The organism is Arthrobacter glycogeni, from assembly GCF_054510815.1.
This window is the reverse complement of the sequence record NZ_JBTNDV010000001.1, coordinates 157,020-175,020: the sequence shown is the minus strand read 5'-3', so window position 1 is coordinate 175,020 and position 18,001 is coordinate 157,020. Positions and strand designations below refer to the sequence as shown.

12 protein-coding genes and 1 pseudogene are annotated in these 18,001 nt (G+C 65.4%); 8 read left to right on the top strand and 5 right to left on the bottom strand.

The window, feature by feature from the left end; translation table 11 throughout:
• Positions 1-98 precede the first annotated feature (98 nt).
• The 3 genes and pseudogenes from ACX80G_RS00785 to ACX80G_RS00775 all read left to right on the top strand — a co-directional run bounded on the left by ACX80G_RS00785 (position 99) and on the right by ACX80G_RS00775 (position 4,990).
• The gene (locus ACX80G_RS00785; protein ID WP_459305066.1) at positions 99-2,309 is read left to right on the top strand and encodes a catalase; all 2,211 of its coding nucleotides are present in this window, start codon (positions 99-101) and stop codon (positions 2,307-2,309) included.
• A gap of 201 nt (positions 2,310-2,510) precedes the next feature.
• Entirely contained in the window at positions 2,511-3,509 is a 999-nt protein-coding gene (locus ACX80G_RS00780) for a D-2-hydroxyacid dehydrogenase (RefSeq protein WP_459305065.1), read from the top strand.
• 95 nt (positions 3,510-3,604) lie between these two features.
• Positions 3,605-4,990: pseudogene (locus ACX80G_RS00775) on the top strand (MFS transporter).
• A 5-nt stretch (positions 4,991-4,995) separates the two neighbouring features.
• Here ACX80G_RS00775 and ACX80G_RS00770 read toward each other — a convergent pair.
• The 5 genes from ACX80G_RS00770 to ACX80G_RS00750 form a co-directional block, all read right to left on the bottom strand.
• Positions 4,996-5,871: an SDR family oxidoreductase gene (locus tag ACX80G_RS00770; RefSeq protein ID WP_459305064.1), complete on the bottom strand. Its 876-nt coding sequence runs from the start codon at positions 5,869-5,871 to the stop codon at positions 4,996-4,998.
• 55 nt (positions 5,872-5,926) lie between these two features.
• On the bottom strand, positions 5,927-7,738 hold the full coding sequence (locus ACX80G_RS00765; RefSeq protein ID WP_459305063.1) for an ABC transporter permease: 1,812 nt from the start codon (positions 7,736-7,738) through the stop codon (positions 5,927-5,929).
• Positions 7,739-7,747: 9 nt separating this feature from the next.
• On the bottom strand, positions 7,748-8,761 hold the full coding sequence (locus ACX80G_RS00760) for an ABC transporter ATP-binding protein (RefSeq protein WP_459305062.1): 1,014 nt from the start codon (positions 8,759-8,761) through the stop codon (positions 7,748-7,750).
• A complete protein-coding gene (locus tag ACX80G_RS00755) occupies positions 8,761-9,816 on the bottom strand; it encodes an extracellular solute-binding protein (RefSeq protein WP_459305061.1) in 1,056 nt (351 codons plus the stop codon). Before ACX80G_RS00755 ends, ACX80G_RS00760 begins: the two co-directional genes overlap by 1 nt.
• 143 nt (positions 9,817-9,959) lie before the next feature.
• Positions 9,960-10,691, bottom strand: a complete 732-nt coding sequence (locus ACX80G_RS00750; RefSeq protein WP_459305060.1) for a YoaK family protein — start codon at positions 10,689-10,691, stop codon at positions 9,960-9,962.
• 201 nt (positions 10,692-10,892) lie between these two features.
• Between ACX80G_RS00750 and ACX80G_RS00745 the strand changes: the two genes are divergently transcribed.
• The 5 genes from ACX80G_RS00745 to ACX80G_RS00725 are packed head-to-tail and all read left to right on the top strand — an operon-like array spanning position 10,893 to position 17,967.
• On the top strand, positions 10,893-12,614 hold the full coding sequence (locus ACX80G_RS00745) for an ABC transporter substrate-binding protein (RefSeq protein ID WP_459305059.1): 1,722 nt from the start codon (positions 10,893-10,895) through the stop codon (positions 12,612-12,614).
• Positions 12,611-13,564 carry an ABC transporter permease gene (locus tag ACX80G_RS00740; protein WP_459305058.1) on the top strand — a complete coding sequence of 318 codons (954 nt, stop codon included), beginning with the start codon at positions 12,611-12,613 and terminating at the stop codon, positions 13,562-13,564. Before ACX80G_RS00745 ends, ACX80G_RS00740 begins: the two co-directional genes overlap by 4 nt.
• Positions 13,564-14,499, top strand: coding sequence for an ABC transporter permease (locus ACX80G_RS00735; protein WP_459305057.1), 936 nt, complete (start codon positions 13,564-13,566; stop codon positions 14,497-14,499). The genes ACX80G_RS00740 and ACX80G_RS00735 overlap by 1 nt, the downstream gene beginning before the upstream one ends.
• A gap of 5 nt (positions 14,500-14,504) precedes the next feature.
• Positions 14,505-16,313, top strand: coding sequence for a gamma-glutamyltransferase family protein (locus tag ACX80G_RS00730; RefSeq protein WP_459305056.1), 1,809 nt, complete (start codon positions 14,505-14,507; stop codon positions 16,311-16,313).
• The gene (locus ACX80G_RS00725) at positions 16,297-17,967 is read left to right on the top strand and encodes a dipeptide ABC transporter ATP-binding protein (RefSeq protein ID WP_459305055.1); all 1,671 of its coding nucleotides are present in this window, start codon (positions 16,297-16,299) and stop codon (positions 17,965-17,967) included. Before ACX80G_RS00730 ends, ACX80G_RS00725 begins: the two co-directional genes overlap by 17 nt.
• Positions 17,968-18,001 lie beyond the last annotated feature (34 nt).

Below are 18,001 nucleotides of genomic sequence, written 5' to 3'. Positions count from 1 at the left end.
TCAGCCATCACTCATATACAAAGCATGCTTAGTAGTGGGGGTAGGCTGGGAGGGTAACGGCGTGGTCACTGTCACTACCCAAGCGTTTGGAGCGATCGATGAGCAAAGAGAATTCCCCAGCCACCAACCCACCTATCCCCGGTGCGCCGTCGGTCGAACCGCCCAGCCTGGCGGAGCCGGTGGAACCCCGCGAGCCGCTGCCGCCCAAACCGGATCAGGATTCCCCCGAGACGGTGTCACCCACCGGCGCCCCCACCGGCGCCGCCAAATCGGTGAACTCCCAGAGCGGCCGGTTCCTCACCACCGCCCAGGGCACACGAGTGGCCGACACCGACCATTCGCTCAAGGCGGGCCCGCGGGGGCCGGTCCTGCTGCAGGATCACCACCTGCGTGAAAAAATCACCCACTTCGATCACGAACGCATCCCGGAGCGGGTAGTCCACGCTCGCGGCGCTGGTGCTCACGGCACCTTTGTGGCCAACGGTGCCGCAGCAGGCGTCACGAAGGCTGGCTTCCTCGCCAAAGACGTCGAGACGCCAGTCTTCGTGCGGTTCTCCACGGTGCTCGGCTCGCGGGGGTCGGCCGACGCAGTGCGGGACACCCGCGGCTTCGCCACCAAGTTCTACACGGACGAGGGCACCTACGACCTCGTGGGGAACAACATCCCGGTATTCTTCATCCAGGACGCGATCAAATTTCCCGACGTCGTCCACGCCGCCAAGCCCCACCCGGACCGTGAGATCCCGCAGGCCCAAAGCGCCCACGACACGTTCTGGGATTTCGTTTCCCTGCACAGCGAGGCGCAGGCGCACACCATGTGGAACATGTCTGATCGCGGCATCCCACGGTCGTACCGGACCATGGAAGGGTTCGGCGTCCACACCTTCCGGTTGCAGAACGAAGCAGGCGACACCACCCTGGTGAAGATCCATTGGAAGCCCAGGCAGGGCGTTCATTCATTGGTGTGGGAGGAAGCCCAGATCATCAACGGCATGGACCCCGACTTCCACCGCCGCGACCTGGCGGACTCGATTGAGGCCGGAGCCTTCCCGCAGTGGGACCTGGGCATCCAGACCTTCCCGGACACCGACGACGAAATGTTCGAGGGAATCGACCTGCTCGACCCCACCAAGTTTGTCCCCGAAGAGTTGGCTCCCGTCCAGATCATCGGCTCGATGACCCTGAACGCCAATCCGACCAACTACTTCGCCGAGACCGAGCAGATCGCGTTTCACCCGGGGCACCTGGTGCCGGGAATCGACGTCACGAATGACCCCCTGTTACAGGGCCGGCTGTTCTCCTACATCGATACCCAGATCAGCCGCCTGGGAGGCCCGAATTTCGCCCAGCTGCCGATCAACCGGCCGCACGCGCCGGTCAATGACATGCTGCGCGACGGCATGCACCAGACCGCGGTCCACGGGGGAGCGGCACCGTACAAGCCGAACTCCCTCGACGGTGGCTGCCCGTTCCTGGCCGGTGAGGACATGAGTGCCTACATCGACGTGCCGCAGGAGCTGCCGGCATCGCTCAAGGTGCGGGAGAACCCGGCCACGTTCGAGGACCACTTCAGCCAGGTACGGCTGTTTTTCAGATCCCTCACCGCGTTGGAGCAGGATCACGTCATCTCCTCTTACACGTTCGAACTGGGCAAGCTCTACGAAGAGAACCTACGGATCCGTCAGCTGCAGCACCTCGCCAACATCGACGAGCGCCTGTGCGCCGAGGTTGCCAACGGCCTGGGCCTGGCCGCCCCGGCGCCGACCGTCGAGGTTGAGGATCACGAGCCAAGCCCGACGGTGTCGCAAATCGGGGGCACCTGGCCGGTTGAAGGACGGATTATCGGCATCATCGCGGACCCGAACAGCGACGTCGCCGCCGTCGCCAGCCTCAGTTCGGCGATCAACGACGCCGCAATGGTGCCGCTGATCATTGCCCCCACGGGCGGGAAGCTCGACGGCGGCCTGGTGGTCCAGCGGACCTACCTGACCGCGCGTTCAACCGAGTTCGACGCCCTGATCGTCGCCGGTGCTGCGACACCGGGCGACGACGCAGCCAACAGCCGCGACGCGAAGGCCGGCTCGCCAAGAGCCACGATCGATCCGCGGGTTACGCTGCTCCTCTCCGAAGCGTTCCGGCACTCGAAGGCCATCGGCGGGATCGGCGACGTGTCCTCAGTGCTGGCTGCGGCCGGAATCAGCCCTGACGCGCCGGGCGTCGTCGTCGGCGACGCAACGCCGGTGCTCACCACGCTGACCGGGCTGCTCGCGAAGCACCGCGTCTGGGACCGCTTCCCCGTCCCGGCGTAGGGACGGGCGCCACCCCTACCCCGGCTCTACCTCTGCCCCCGGCTGCGCAGCTGTGGTGGGTGGTTTCTCGCATTTGCGCAGCAGTGGTGGGTTGGCGCGTGGTTTACCCACCACTGCTGCGCTTTTGTTGACGACGGCGGCCTCCCAAGCTGGGCACACCCGCCACAACTGCGCTCATCCGGACGTGGGAAGATGCTGACCATGAACTTCACCGAGCAGGCCGGCCGCAAACCCGTCGTTGCCGTGCTGGTGGGGGACCGGCCCGTGGTGGGACTGGATCGGGTGGCAGCAGTAGCGGACATCCGTGAGACCGACGCCCCTGGCCTGCCGTCGGCTCTCCGCGGAGCCGACGTGCTCTACCTGTGGGACTTCTTTTCTGGTGCGCTGGAGCCGGCCTGGAAACACGCGGATTCCCTGCAGTGGCTCCACGTCGCGGCGGCCGGCGTCGACAAGCTCCTGTTCCCTGGCCTGGTCGAATCTCCGGTCACCGTGACGAATGCGCACGGCGTGTTTGACCGGCCGATGGCCGAATACGTCCTGGGTGCGATGCTGTTCTCGGCCAAGGGCTTCGGCCAGACCCGCGACCAGCAGCACCACCGGGTCTGGGGGCGGCGGACCACCCGCAACATCGCTGGCGCCCGGGTACTCATCGTGGGAACGGGGAGCATCGGCCGGTGCACCGCACGCCTCCTCACTGCCGCGGGAGCCGACGTCGACGGCGCCGGCCGGGTGGCGCGGACGGCCGACCCCGATTTCGGCACAGTCCACAGCAGCTCAGACCTCGCCGCAGTGGTCGGCGTCTATGACTGGATGGTCCTGGTGGCGCCGCTCACCGCGCAGACCGAGGGGATGGTCAGCGCCGACGTGCTCGCGGCCATGGCGCCGTCGTCGTTCCTCATTAACGTGGGGCGCGGCCGGCTGGTGGACGAACCGGCGCTGGCCCGGGTCCTCGCCGACGGCGGGATTGCCGGGGCGGTGCTGGACACCTTCGCCGTCGAACCCCTCCCCACCAACAGCCCACTCTGGGGGATGGACCAGGTGCTCATCTCGCCGCACATGGCGAGCGACGCCGACTCCTGGCTGGAGGACCTGGCCCGTCAGTTCGAAACCAACTTCCTCCTCTGGCATGCGGGCGACCAGCTGCCCCACCCGGTGGACAAAACCCTCGGGTACGTGCCGACGTCGGGCTCGCTCAGCTAACCAATCCGTCCCCGTTACCGGCGGAATAGATCCTCTTCCTTCGGACGTTGCGGCTAGTAGGATTTCCCACCCGCACACCCTTCGAAGGATTCCCTGTGCCCCATAGCGCCCCGTCCGCCGCGGCAAACCCGCCCGCCGCTGGCCGGGAAGACACTGAGCACGCCAAACGCAACAGACTGGTCATCTCGCTGCTTCTCGTCTCAGCCTTCGTGGTGATCCTCAACGAGACCATCATGAGCGTTGCACTGCAGTCGCTGACCGTCGACCTCGGCATCACCGTCAGCGCCGGGCAGTGGCTGACCACAGCGTTCATGCTCACCATGGCGGTGGTCATTCCCGTCACCGGGTTCCTGCTGTAGCGGTTCCACACCCGGCCGGTCTTCATGGCCGCCATGTCCCTGTTTAGCCTGGGCACCCTCGTGTCGGCACTGGCGCCCGGCTTCGAGGTGCTGCTGGTGGGTCGGATCATCCAGGCCAGCGGAACCGCCATCATGATGCCCTTGCTGATGACCACGGTGATGACCCTGGTGCCGCCCGCCTCGCGCGGCCGCACCATGGGCAATATCGCCATCGTCATGTCGGTAGCGCCGGCGATCGGCCCTACCATTTCGGGCCTCATCCTCAGCGTGCTGGACTGGCGTTGGCTGTTCTGGCTGGTCCTGCCCATCGCGCTTGGCGCCCTGGCACTCGGCGCCACCCGCATTCAGAACGTCAGCACGCCGCGACGTCTCCCTATCGACATCCTTTCAGTGATCCTTTCGGCCCTGGCCTTCGGCGGGATCATCTACGGCCTCAGCCAGTTCGGTGAAGCAGCCGATGGTGGTGGAGCGGTGCCGCAGTGGCTGCCACTCGCCGTCGGCGGTGCGGTCCTGGTTCTTTTCGTCCTCAGGCAGCGCACCCTGCAGCGCGCCGACCGGGCTCTGCTGGACCTCCGGACGTTCACGTCCCGCACCTTCACCATCTCTATCCTGGTGATCTCGGTGAGCATGATGGTGGTGGGCCGCATCTTCGACAAGCGCGGCCCGCGGGTCCTGGTGGTGCCCGGCGCGATCATCGTCAGCCTGGTCTTCTGGGGACTGACGATGCTCAGCGAAACCACCCCCTTACTCATGGTCATGGTGGCTCACGTCTTCCTGAGCGTGGGCCTCGCGCTCATGTTCACGCCGCTGCTGACCCCGGCACTGGGCTCGGTCCGCCCGGCCCTGTACTCCCACGGCAGCGCGATCGTCGGCACCGTCCAGCAGCTCGCAGGAGCTGCCGGTACGGCCCTATTCATCTCGGTCATGACCATCCAGGCGACGGCCCTGCTCGACGACGGCGCCACCGAGGTTGCCGCCGAAGCCGGCGGCATCCAGGGCGCCTTCTTCGGTGGGGCGATCGTCTTCATCGTCGCCGCCTTCTTCATCAGGAAACCCGACGAGGTGCCGACCCACGGTGCCGAGGCCCCGCTCGACGGAGCTGGAGTGCCAGCCGTCCACTAGCCCTGTCAGGGGTGCCTGATCCCGTCCCCGTTGATGACGGCCAGGTACCCCTCCCGGAAGGTGGGATAGGCGAACGTGAACCCGGTGGCCCGCAGCAGAGAGTTGCTGAGCCGTTTCCCGCCGGACCGCGACGACGACGACCGCCCCACCGGCGGCGTGGGCAGGCCTAGTTGGGCCGCGAGGAACTCGAGCACTTCGCCCTGGTCGACTGGCTCGTTGTCGACGCCCACGTACACCGGTCCCGGATCGCTCACCCGGGTGGTCAGGTGCACGATGGCCGCCGCCGCGTCATCGCGGTGAATCCGGTTGGTCCACTGAACCTCTTCCGGCACGACGGCGGTCCCCGCCGTGAGCTGATCAATCAACCGGGTGCGCCCTGGCCCATAAATGCCCGACAGGCGAAGAATTGTGGTGTCCGGCCGCCGCGCCCGCAGGAGCTCTTCGGTGCTGGCCAGGATGCGCGCGGTGGCGGTCCCGGGCGCGACGGGAGTCGATTCGTCGACCCATTCGCCGTCGTCGCCCCCGAACACGGCGGTCGAGGACACCAGCAGAACATGGGCGTCAACGCCGTCGCGGTCCAGTGCATCGAGCACGTTGCCGGCAGGGGTGAGGTACGCCGAGCGGTAGGCGTCCTCGGTCCGGCCGTCGGCTGCGGTGGCCAAAACCACGATGCTGGTGTCCGCCGGGATCCGCGGCAGCTCGCCGGTGAGATCGACGGCGACTCCCTCGATCTCCGCCGGCAGCTTGTCCGCCGACCGCCGCCACCCGATCACCCGGTGCCCCGCCGCAGCGAACCTCAGCCCCGCCTCGGTGCCCAGATCCCCGCAGCCGGCGATCAGCACCGTACCTTGGATGTCATTCACTTCGCCCGACTGACCCACGTTGTACTCCTTCTCGCGCCGGCCAAAGGACCGTGAACGTCGAGCCTACAGGGGCTCAGCGGGTGGTCACCCGACCGTCGTCGTCGGGCTGCCTCTCCCGACCCACCTGGGTGGCGGGTTGATCCGGCGCCTCGGGCAGCACCACAGCGCGAGGACGCTTCTTCCGCCGCGCCGTCACCGACCGCCCATACACTGCGTACATGCTCAGGCCCATGATAATCATCAACAGGACCGTGTAGACCAGGGTCAGCACCATGGCGTCGCTGATGTTGTCGCCGTCGGTGCTGTTCTTGATCACAATCCCGAGCGGCTCATACAGCGGCGAGTAAAGGAACACGGCGGTGTCGTAGTCATCGAGGAGGCTGTTGAAATTCAGGGCGGTGATCGCCGCAGCGGTGGGCAGGACGATGGGCAGCAGCACCCGCCGGAACGTGTACAGGGACTTCGCCCCGAGAATCCTCGCCGCGTCCTCCACCGAATCGCTGACCGAATAGAACGCAGCCTTCAGCATCCGCAAGGTGAACGGGATCTTGATGATGATGTAGGCGACCAGCAGCACCCATACTGTTCCCGTCAGCACCTGCCCGCCGATCAGGGCATTGGGCCGGTCGAAGGTGAGGATCAGCCCCAACGCGATCATGGTCGACGGCAGGATCCAGGGGATGTGCAGGAGGTACTCGGCAACCGTGGTGGCAGCGTTCCTGTACTTTTGCAGGATCCGGGCGACGAACAGCAGCCCGCCGACGACGACGACGGCCGCCGCCGCGCTGTACAGGACGCTCACGATGAACGGCTGGAACGCGCTCTGGGTGGTGAACACGGTGATGTAGTTGTCCAGGGTGAACCGGTCCCAGGACAGGGTGGCCGTCTGGATGCTCGCGGAATCGGTGAACGAGAACACGACGATCAGCAGGATCGGCAACGTGTACACCACGAAGAGGGTGTAGGCGACGACGTGCACCACCGCGTTGGCCACCGGGTTGGTGATCTTTTGCTTCTGCATGGTCGCGGAGACCTTCGAGACCGAGAAGTAGGTGCCGCCGCGTTCCACCCGGCTCATCACCGCCAGCAGGATCATCGTGGCGACGCCGACGATCAGCGCCAGCAGGGCGGCGATGTCACGGGAGGTGGTGCTGCCGGAGAAGGTGAGGATGAGCGGGGTGACAGTCTGGAAGTCGGGACCGCCCAGCACCTGCGGGGCGGTGAGCGCGGTCAAGCCTCCCAGGAACACCAGGATCGTGATGGCGAACAGGATGGGACGTAGGACCGGCAGGACAATCCGCCACAGGACGGTCAGCGTTGACGCGCCCATGCTTTTGGCCGCCTCGATGGTCTGGAAGTCCACCTTGTTCAGGGCCGAGGTGAGGAACAGCATGTGGTACGACGTGCTGGCGAAGGTCATCACAAAGACCACGGCCAGGAACCCGGTGAACCATTCGGCGTTCATCCCCGGAAAGTAGTTCAGCAGCAGATTGGTGATGAACCCGTTCTGCCCGTAAATGAACTTGTACCCGGCCACGAGGACAATTCCGCCGTAGATCAAGGTGGTGGCGTAGCCCAGCCAAAGGATGCGCGACCCCACAATGTCGAAGTACTGGGTGACGAGCACAATGAAAATTCCGACAATGTTGACCGTCACGGCAAGGACAATCGCGAGAAGGAAACTATTGCCCAGCGACTTCATGGCCCGGTCGGAGCTCAGCAGTTTGTCGACCGAGCGGGGGGTGAAATCACCATTCGGGAAGAAGGTCGTGGCGAGCAGTCCCACGTTGGGGGCGATGAGGAAGGTGACAATGAACCAGGTCAACACCACCGAGGTCACCAGGACCATGGGGGAGCGGATCATTGACCGCAGCGACGTCTTCATGGTGCGGCCTCAGTACTGGAGCACGTTGTCGGGATTGATGTACAGGTCCACTGGTGCGCCGATGTGCAGTGTGCTCGGACCGTTCTCGGTGACCAGGGTCTTGATGCTGTTGCCGGCGACGTCGACCGTGTAGCGGCTGTGCATGCCGTGGTAGCTGCGGGCCGTCACCCGGCCGTTGACCTTGACCGCTGCTGCGCTGACCTGGTTGCGGTCCAGCCCCACCTTTTCCACCCTGAGGTAGGAACTCTTTGCCGGGTCGAGCTTCCGCATCGACACGGCGTTCAGCCGCTGGATCAACGCAGCGTCCAGCACATTGATGTCCCCGATGAAGTTGCAGACGAACTCTGTGGAGGAAGAGTCGTAGATCTGCTCGGGCGGTCCCACCTGCTCCACCACGCCCTTGTTGAACACGGCAATCCGGTCACTCATGGTCAGGGCCTCATCCTGATCGTGGGTCACATAGACGGTGGTGATCCCGAACTGGCTCTGCAGGTCCTTCAGCTGACCGCGCAGTTGCACGCGGAGCTTCGCGTCGAGGTTCGACAGGGGCTCATCCAGCAACAGGATCTTCGGTTGCAGCACCAGGGCGCGTGCAATGGCAACCCGCTGCTGCTGGCCGCCGGAGAGCTCGGAAATGTTCTTGCCCAACTGCTCGTCGGTCAGCTCCATTTTCTTTGCAATGTCGGCGACCAGGCGTTCGGTGCCGGCTTTGCTTTCCTTACGGACCTTGAGTCCGAAGGCGATGTTTTCCCAGACATTCATGCTGGGGAACAGGGCGTAGTTCTGAAACACCATGCCGATGCTGCGTTTGTCGCTGGACAGCTGGGTGACGCGCTTGTTGTCCACGTAGACGTCGCCCCGGCTGGGGTTGACGAACCCAGCGAGAGTCCGCAACGCGGTGGTCTTGCCGCAGCCCGACGGGCCCAGGAGGGTGAAGAACTCACCCTCCTTCACCTCAAAGTTGAGGTTGGGAATCGCGACGAAACCGTCGAACGAGACCTGAATATTCTCGTACCGAATCATCAGGGCATGTATTCGAGTTCGATTTTCTCAACCCACGGAGAAATGTTGTCCCTGATGAACTCCCAGTCCAGGTCCTGTGGAGGAAGAGATTCGTACTGCTCGAGGACAGCCGGATCCGCCATCTCGAGCGCGCCCTCGTTGGCGGGAAGAGTCGAGAATTCCTGGGCGAAACCGCCCTGGACCGCGGCGCTACCGAACCAGTCGATGAACCGCTGTGCCTCGTCCTGCTTGCTGGTGCCCTTGACCATCGCCACCTGTTCGACGGCGTAGGGGATTCCGACCGACGGTTCCACCACACCAGCAGCGATCCCGTATTCAGCCTCGCGAGCCGGCAGGCCGCTGATGGTCATCTGACCCAGGTCGACCGTGTCCGAGGCCATCCGCGCGAACAGGTCCTCGCCCTCGACGGCCGGTGAACCGCTTTCGAAGTACCCCTGGACCTGCGCCCAGCCCTCGTCTGAAATCCCCAGATCGCCACTTTCGTCCTGATAGCGGGTGAGGATGCCAGCCATCACAATTTGCTCCGTTGCGCCCTCAAGAGAGTTGACCGACTCGTAACGGTCCTGGAATCGTTCGTCTTCCCAGAGATCGGTCCAGTCCGACGGCGCCTCGCCCGCGGGAATGGCGTCGGAATTGTAGGCCAGTACGATGCCCTGCTGCACCAGCGGCCAGAAGGCTTCGCCGTCGCCCAGTTCGGGATCCACTTCACCCGACCAGGCGGGCGTATACGGCTCGAGGATGCCCTCCGCCTTGATCTGTTCGAAGAACATGTTGTTCAAACCGAAGACGACGTCGGCCACCGGGTTTCCTGCCTCGGCGATGATCCGGTTGGTTAGATCGCTTCCACCAGCGCCGACGATCTCCAGGCTGAACCCGGCTTCCTCAGCTTCGGCTTCAAGCCACTCGCCCTTGCCATCGGAATTCGAGTTGGTGTAGACCACCAGGGTCGCACCCTCGGTTGATTCGTCATTGCTGGTCTCGGTGGACCCGCCACCACAGCCAGCGAGGAGCAGTGCTGCAGCCAGGGTGGCTGTCACCGAAATAGTTCTACGCACGTCTTGTTTCCCTTCTCGCCCCCGGACGACGATCCGTGGAGGGCTGAGCCAACAGCTGGGCACGAATTGCGCCCGACTGACCATGCTCGTCCAGCCCGGTGGAGGGAATACAGCGCGTCAGTTAATTGCCGGTGAACTGCTGACTACCATTTGGCCAAGGCTTCGACGTCGTCAGTCCTCGCCGCAGCCTTGGCCTGCTTGTCCTTATGATGCCGGAGCTGGCCAGTGAGTGTCACCACCGAAGTGAGGACCGCGGAGAGCGCAATTCCCACCCAGAGGTCGACCTGCAGTGCCGCCGCCCCCACCAGGGCGCCAAGCAGAATCAGCGAGATCGCGAGGGCGCGGCGCACCCAGAACGGGCTCTTTCCTCCCGCGAGGCGCGAGTCGGAGGCCAGCCCGGTAATGGTGGACGTCACCACCACCGTGGTGATCTCGGCGACCTTGAGGCGCTTCGCCGTCGCCGCCTGAATGCCCATGGCGAGGGCTAGCGTGCTGGTGGTGATGCTGCCGAGCACCTCATCGGCGGTGACATCGATTAGGGCCGTGAAGAGGGACAGGCCGCCGATGAGCGCTGCCACCGTCAGGAAGGTCAACGAGGTCCGTCCGCTCCACCCTTCGGGGGCTTTGCGCAGCACCCGCCCGCCAATGACGGCGCCGACCATGAAGAAGAGTAGAGCCAGGGCCGGGCGAACCACCGGCAGGTCGCTGCCACCGGCGATGGCCATGCCCAACAGGACGACGTTACCGGTCATGTTGCCGGTAAAGACCTGGTCAAGGCCGAGGAAGCCGACGGCGTCGACCACCCCGGTGGAAAAAGTGAGGGTCAGCATGAGCCACAAGTGGAGTCGCTCGGTGGAGACGGGCTGACGCTTCATGGGATCCTCCGGTGTTTGGCGAACTGCTGTTATGCGCACTGCTGTTTCTGCGATCCGTTGTGACGCGATGCGTTGTTATACGAACTGTCATATTTCGGACTACATGTATACAAAATACACCTTACTGTTTATTGTTGTATGCAATCGGTCACATGAGACCTGCGCCACATGCAGCCCCCGCCTCCTGAATCAAGGATAGAAATGCCGCCCACACCCCGTACGCAGCCGGTCCTGCCGGACACGCGATCCCGGTCCCCGCTCAAGACAGCCGGCGTGTTTGCGGGTGCCGCCGTGGTGATCCTCGCGATGACCGCTTGCCAGCCCCTCCAGGCGCTCGAACCGGCTCCTGAACGTGAAGAAGTCACCACCGCGTCGCTTGAGGGCAAGACCATCGCCGAGGGAGGGGACCTGGTGATGGCTCTCTCCGCCGAACCCGATCGCCTTGACCCGACGACGTCGTCGTCGCTCTACACCCGCTATGTCATGCAGACCATGTGTCAGAAGCTGTACGACATCGATGCGGCAGGCGAACTCATCCCGCAGCTCGCCACCGGCCTTCCCGAGGTGTCCGACGACGGACTCACCGTGTCCATCCCGGTGCGGGAGGACGCCGTGTTCGCGGACGGCACCGCGTTCAACGCCGAAGCGGTCCGGAAGACCATCGACCGCCACCTCAACCTTGAGGGTTCCTCCCGGGCCAGCGAGCTGGGGCCGATCACGAGCATCGAAGCGACCGACGAATACACAGTCGAAATCACGTATGAGACCCCATTCGCTCCGCTGACTGCGGCACTCGCTGACCGGGCGGGCATGATGCTCTCGCCGCAGGCACTCGATACCGCTGGCGAAAACTTCGGTGACAACCCAGTCTGCGTGGGCCCGTTCAAGTTCGTCGACCGCGTCCCCCAGACCTCCATCTCCGTCGAACGGGATCCGCTCTATTACGACGCCGAAAACGTCCATCTGGACAGCATCACCTACCGGATCATCACCGACGCGAACATCCGCGCGGCGAATCTGCGGTCCGGCGATGTCCACGTGGCCGACACCATCTCGCCGCAGGACATTGACGCACTGACCCAGGAAGAGGGGATCGGCGTGTTGCAGGTCGGCTCCCTCGGCTATCAGGGCCTCACCATCAACGTCGGCAACACCGGCGGCGTCGGCGAACCGGTCGGCACCATCGACACACCGCTGGCCCAGGAGGCGGCCGTGCGGATGGCCCTGTCCATGTCGATCGACCGCGAAGCCCTCGTGAACACCGTGTTCAACAGCTGGTACCAGCCGGCCTGCTCACCCGTCTCCCCGGAAAGCCCCTTCACCTCCGAGCTGAGCGAGGAGTGCCCACCGTTTGATCCGGAAGGCGCCGTCGCTCTGCTCGAAGAAGCTGGCATCGAAACGCCGTACGAGATCGAGATGCAGGTCTCCAACGCACCCGACACGCTGCGCTTCGCCCAGGCCCTGCAGGCCGCGGTGTCCGAGGAGGGCGCGTTCAGCCTGACCATCGTTCCCGTGGAGTACTCGACCCTGCTGGACGTCCAGTCCCGCGGCGACTTCGAAATGCTGCAACTTGGGTGGTCCGGTCGCGTTGACCCCCACGGCAACATGTTCAACTTCCTCTCCACCGGGGGCGGCAACAACTACTCCGGGTACAGCGAGGACGACGTCGACGCCCTGCTTCAGCAGGCGGCCCAGACCATCGACGAAGGCGAACGCGCCGACCTGTACGGCCAGGTGATCGAGAAGGTCCAGGAAGACAACCCGCTCATTTACCTGTATCGGGTGCGCAGCCTCACCGCGTACACCACGGATATCGCGGGGGTGGAAACCTTCGCCGACGGCGTGGTGCATCTGAGCAATGTGGCGTTCGTCGATGCTTCAGCTGAGTCAGCCTCAGCTGAAGCAGCGGAGGTGACACCGTGATCCGCTACGTCGGCGCCCGGTTGTGGCAGTCGGCGCTGACCCTGCTCCTGGCATCGCTGGTGGTCTTCATCGGCGTCCGGCAGCTTCCCGGGGACCCTGCGCTGGCCATGGCCGGTGAGGAAGCCACCCCCGAGCAGGTCGAGGTGATTCGTGAACAACTGGGACTCAACGACACCCTGACCAGCCAGTACTTCACCTTCATCGGCAACATCATGCGTGGCGACTTCGGCGAGTCCACCCGTACCGGCACGCCCGTCACCGAGCTGATTGCCACCACCCTGCCCGTCACGCTGTGGCTGTCCGCCTACGCAATTGTGGTCGCCGTCGTCGTCGGGATCCTGTTCGGCGTCATCGCCGAGCGGTTCCGTGGGCGTTGGCCGGAATGGTTCGCCAACGGGTTTGCACTCGTCGGCCTGTCGGTGCCGAACTTCTGGCTGGGCATCCTCGCGATCCTGTACTTGTCGGTGACTCTCGGCTGGTTCCCGGCGTCGGGGTACGTGGATGTGGCCACCGACCCGTTGCGCGGGTTGTACTACCTAACCCTGCCGGCCGTCATTCTCGGCACCGGGCTGGCCGCCGTGATCATGCGGCAGACCCGGGCGTCGATGATCGAAACCATGAGCACCGACTATGTGCGGACCGCTAGGGCCAAGGGCCTGGGACGCGGCCGGGTGCTGATGCGGTATGGCTTACGGAACTCGCTGATCGTGGTGGTCACGATCGTTGGACTGCAACTCGGTGGCCTGATCTCCGGTGCGGTGGTGACCGAGCGGATCTTTGCGATGCCCGGCTTCGGGAAACTCACCCTCGACGCCGTGTTCACCCGCGACTACCCGGTGATCCAGGCAGTGGTCCTGATCATCACCATCTCCTACATTGTGATCAACCTGGCCGTGGACATCCTGTACTCAGTCGTCAACCCGAAAATCCGAGTCGGAGGAGCCAACTAATGGCCGCTACTGAAATTGCCACCAGGGGAACAGGCCCGGGCATAGGACCTGACGCGGCGGGCCTCGGGTCGGCACGCGGCCGGATCTGGCGTTCGCTGCGCCGGAACCCGTTGGGCATTGCTGGCGGCATCATGCTAGCGCTGGTGGTGCTGGCCGCTGTGCTGGCTCCACTGATCGCACCCTACGATCCCACCGAGGTCCACTTCGACGCTCCGTTCCAGGACCCGCTCACCGTGGGCTACCTGCTGGGAACCGATGACCTGGGCCGCGACATTTTCTCCCGGATGCTCTTCGGTATGCAGGCCTCGCTTCAGGTGGGCGCCCTGTCCGTGTTGCTCGCCGTCGTCGTCGGGACCCCGTTGGGGCTGTTGGCCGGCTACTGGAAAGGGTTCGACGCCGTCATTTCCCGTCTTACCGACGTCACTCTGGCCTTCCCGTTCCTGATCATCGCCGTCGGGCTGGCGGCGATCAGCGGGCCCAGCCTGTCGAACGCGGCCATTGCCCTGGGGATCGCGCAGATCCCGACCATGATCCGGGTGGTTCGCGGCGAAACGCTGCGGATCAAGGAGAGCGACTTTGTGCTCGGTGCCCGCACCATGGACGCGTCGGGGCTGCGGATCATGGCCCAGCATGTGCTGCCCAACGCGGCATCGGCGATCATCGTGCAGGCCACGGTGATCATGCCGGTCGCGGTGATCGGTGAGGCGCTGCTGTCCTTCCTCGGTCTCGGCATCCAGCCGCCCACCCCTAGCCTGGGTATCATGCTCTCGGATGCGCAGCAGTACATTTTCAGGTCGCCCACGGCCGCCATCTTCCCCGGTGTGGCGATCGCCGTGATCTGCCTGGCTTTCAACCTGTTTGGGGATGCCCTGCGTGACGCGCTCGACCCCACCAGTGCCTCAAGTTCCCGTTCCCGCAAAATGAACCGAAAGTGACGTCGATGAGCTACACACCACCCGCTTCCTTCACCACCCGGCCCACCCTCGAGGGCACCTTCGGGATGACAGCGTCCACTCACTGGCTGGCCACCGCGTCGGCGCAGGCAGTCCTTGAGCGCGGCGGGAACGCGTTCGACGCCGCCGTCGCCGGCGCGTTTGTGCTTCACGTGGTGGAGCCGCATCTCAACGGTCCGGGCGGCGACATGACCGGCGTGTTTGCGACGGCGGCGAACCCGTCCGAGCCCGTCGTCCTGATGGGGCAGGGCCCCGCACCGGCTGCCGCCACCCGTGAGCACTACCTGTCCGAGGGGCTGGAACTGGTGCCCGGTTCGGGGGCGCTCGCCGCAGCGGTGCCCGCCGCCGTCGACGCCTGGTTCCTGTTGCTGCGAGACCACGGCTCCTGGGAACTCGGTGACGTCCTGGAATTTGCGATCGGTTACGCCCGCAACGGGCACCCGATCGTGGGACGCGTTGGTGCGACGATCTCCGCCGTCGCTAACCTCTTCAACGACCACTGGCCGACGTCGGCAGCGCTCTGGCTGCCCGGGGGCCGCGCTCCCGAGGCCGGCGAGGTGATCACCAACGAGGCCTACGCTGCAGTGCTGGACCGCCTAATCGCGGCCGGTGCGCCCGAGGCCACCCGCGAGGAGCGCATCGACGCTGCCCGGCGCGAATGGAGCGAGGGCTTCGTGGCGCAGGCCGCCGTCGCCTTCACCGCCCAGCCGCACCGCCACTCCTCCGGCACCGACCATGCCGGCGTGATGAGCCTGGAGGACTTCGCCGGCTGCCAGGCCGGGTACGAGCCCGCCACCACCTTCGAGTTCCGCGGCCACACGATCGCCAAGACCGGCGCCTGGGGGCAGGGACCGGCCCTGCTGCAGACCCTCGCGATCCTGGCCAAGTACGACGACGAGCACCTGGACCCGTCCACGGCGCTCGGCGCCCACACCATTCTTGAGGCACAGAAACTCGCGATCGCCGACCGGGAAGCGTACTACGGTGACGCTGACGTCCCCCTCGACTACCTGCTTTCCGAGGAGTACTCGGCCGGACGCCGCGCGCTGATCACCGACCGGGCCTCCGCCGAGTTCCGGCCCGGCACCGTGCCGGGCCGCGAGCCGTTCATCCCGCCGCTGCGGACCGAGTACCTCCCACCGGCGCTCGCAGGGATCGGTGCGATGGCCGGCGTCGGCGAGCCGACTGTCTCCCGCAGCGGTGAAACCCGCGGGGACACCTGCCACGTCGACGTCGTCGACCGGTGGGGGAACATGGTCTCAGCCACCCCGTCCGGTGGCTGGCTGCAATCATCGCCCACCATCCCCGAACTCGGGTTCTGCCTGGGCTCACGGCTGCAGATGACCTGGCTGGAGGACGGCGCGCCGTCGACCCTCCGCCCGGGGAAACGCCCCCGCACCACGCTGACCCCCACCCTGATCCTCAAGGACGGGGTGCCGGTGGTGGCGCTGGGGTCTCCCGGCGGCGACCAGCAGGATCAGTGGCAGCTGCTCTACATTCTGCGGACCATCGTTGGCGGCTACTCGCCGCAGCAGGCGATCGACGCGCCGTCCCTCCACACGACGTCGATCCCGGGCTCCTTCTTCCCGCGGACCTGGGAACCGGGTGGAGCTGTGGTGGAGGACCGCCTGGGCGAGGACGTCATCACCAGTCTGGAGGCCCGCGGCCACGTGGTCACCCGGGCGGGTGACTGGGCGTTGGGCCGCATCTCCGCAGTGGTCAGCGACCCGGCGACCGGTGTGCTGAAGGCCGCCGCCAACCCGAGAGGAGCGCAGGGCTATGCAGCAGGGCGATGAAGTGAACGCAGGATCCAGGGAGGTCCTGCTGAAGGTCGAGAACCTGGAGGTGACGTTCGGCGACACCCCGGTGCTGCACGACGTGAGCTTCGAGCTGCGAAAGGGCGAGCGGGTGGCAATCGTGGGCCAGTCCGGCTCCGGCAAGTCCACCACCATCGGTGCGATCCTGCAGCTCCTCCCCGGAGACGGCTACATTTCCCGCGGGTCGATCCGGCTGGGCACTTCGGGTGACACCGTCGAACTGGCCGACGCGTCCGAGGCGCAGATGCGCACCATCCGCGGCTCGCGGCTCGGCCTGGTCCCGCAGGACCCCATGTCCAACCTGAACCCGGCCATGAAGGTGGGGCCGCAGATCGCCGACGCCCTGATGTCCAACCGGGCGCCGGGCAGCGAACGCCTGGATCGGGCACAGACGAAGGCACGCGCCGTCGGGTTGATGGCCGAAGCGGGGATTCCCGACGCCGCACGCCGGTACGGGCAGTACCCGCACGAATTCTCCGGCGGCATGCGCCAGCGGGTGCTCATCGCCATCTCGTTGGCGGGGGAGCCTGAGCTGCTGATCGCTGACGAGCCGACGTCGGCCCTCGACGTGACGGTGCAGCGGCAGATCCTGAACCACCTCCAGAATCTGGTGGACGCACGGGGTACCTCGCTGCTGTTCATCACCCACGACCTGGGCCTTGCGGCCGACCGCACCGACCGCATCATCGTGATGTCCGAGGGCCGCATCGTTGAGGTTGGCACGCCGCGCGAAATTCTCCTCAGCCCGCAGGAGGAGTACACCAAGGCACTCGTCGCTGCGGCGCCATCGGTGGCGGCCGTCCTGGGTCGGGAACCCGCTGGCGGCGGAATGTCGTCAATCGCCGGGCCCGAACCGATCCTCGTCATCCGTGACCTGTTCAAGGAGTTCAAGCTGCGCGGCCAGCGGGGCAGCACGGTGCAAGCCGTGAAGGATGTTTCCTTCAGCGTGCAGCGCGGGACGACGACGGCGGTGGTGGGCGAATCCGGGTCGGGCAAGACCACTGTGGCCCGGATCATCCTCGGCCTGGAAACCGCAACGTCGGGTGACGCGCTGATCGACGGCAAGACCATCACTGCCAGCCGCGGCCAGGAGCGCAGGGCACTACGGCGCATGGTCCAGCCGGTCTTCCAGGACCCTTATGGATCGTTGGATCCCACGTTCAGCATCGAACGTCTGATCGACGAGCCCCTGCGGATCTTTAAGGTGGGAGATAAAGGCGACCGCCGTCGCAAGGTGGCCGACCTGCTGGACCAGGTAGGCCTGGCGCACACCGTGGCGCAACGCCGACCCAACGAGCTCTCCGGCGGGCAACGCCAACGTGTGGCCATCGCCCGGGCGTTGGCACTGGAACCGGAGCTGCTCATCCTCGATGAGGCGGTGTCGGCGTTGGACGTGCTGGTGCAGGACCAGATTCTCCGGTTGCTCGCCGATTTGCAGGACCGGCTGGGGCTGACCTACCTGTTTATCAGCCATGACCTCGCCGTCGTCCGGCAGATTGCCGATAGTGTGGTGGTCATGAAGGCGGGCCAAGTGATGGAAGCGGGAACTGTGGACCAGGTCTATAACCGGCCCGAATCCGAGTACACCCGTGAACTGCTGGGAGCGATCCCCGGTGCCGCCTTTGCCGCCTGATCCGAAACCGGTGGATCCTGCCCCGAAACAGCGG

Bases quoted from the DNA above. Each gene is read 5' to 3' on its own strand.
- ACX80G_RS00760 (WP_459305062.1), bottom strand. From the start codon at position 8,761: ATGATTCGGTACGAGAATATTCAGGTCTCGTTCGACGGTTTCGTCGCG.
- ACX80G_RS00745 (WP_459305059.1), top strand. From the start codon at position 10,893: ATGCCGCCCACACCCCGTACGCAGCCGGTCCTGCCGGACACGCGATCC.
- ACX80G_RS00785 (WP_459305066.1), top strand. From the start codon at position 99: ATGAGCAAAGAGAATTCCCCAGCCACCAACCCACCTATCCCCGGTGCG.
- ACX80G_RS00765 (WP_459305063.1), bottom strand. From the start codon at position 7,738: ATGAAGACGTCGCTGCGGTCAATGATCCGCTCCCCCATGGTCCTGGTG.
- ACX80G_RS00730 (WP_459305056.1), top strand. From the start codon at position 14,505: ATGAGCTACACACCACCCGCTTCCTTCACCACCCGGCCCACCCTCGAG.
- ACX80G_RS00725 (WP_459305055.1), top strand. From the start codon at position 16,297: ATGCAGCAGGGCGATGAAGTGAACGCAGGATCCAGGGAGGTCCTGCTG.
- ACX80G_RS00780 (WP_459305065.1), top strand. From the start codon at position 2,511: ATGAACTTCACCGAGCAGGCCGGCCGCAAACCCGTCGTTGCCGTGCTG.
- ACX80G_RS00735 (WP_459305057.1), top strand. From the start codon at position 13,564: ATGGCCGCTACTGAAATTGCCACCAGGGGAACAGGCCCGGGCATAGGA.
- ACX80G_RS00750 (WP_459305060.1), bottom strand. From the start codon at position 10,691: ATGAAGCGTCAGCCCGTCTCCACCGAGCGACTCCACTTGTGGCTCATG.